Annotated in this window: 1 pseudogene; it reads right to left on the bottom strand. The window is 70.2% G+C overall.

Annotation, left to right across the window (positions count from 1 at the left end):
• Window positions 1–50 precede the first annotated feature (50 nt).
• A pseudogene (locus Q1A87_RS23930) lies at window positions 51–302 on the bottom strand (cytochrome ubiquinol oxidase subunit I); the annotation flags it as partial.

Below are 302 nucleotides of genomic sequence, written 5' to 3'. Positions count from 1 at the left end.
CCCAGATCACGGTCAGATCGAAGGAGAATCCGTCGACGAGGGGCATGGTCTCACTCTCCCGGTTGCGCGGCCTGCGGACGACGGGCGGCTTCCTCCGGCGCCGGCGTCAGGCCAGCGGTCCGGACCGGACCCTTGCTGGTATCCCCGAGCCTCGGCTCGTCGAAGACCGGCGGGCGCGACATCAGGCGCAGGATGTAGAACGTCCCCGCGCCGAAGACGGCGAAATAGATCACGATGAAGGCCACGAGCGAGGCGCCCACGGCCGGCGCGGCGAGCGGCGCCACGCTGTCGATCGTGCGCAG

It is taken from the genome of uncultured Jannaschia sp. (assembly GCF_947494055.1).
Lineage (GTDB): Bacteria > Pseudomonadota > Alphaproteobacteria > Rhodobacterales > Rhodobacteraceae > Jannaschia.
Note: the sequence above shows the minus strand (reverse complement) of the source record. Positions and strands in the feature narration are given on the sequence as shown.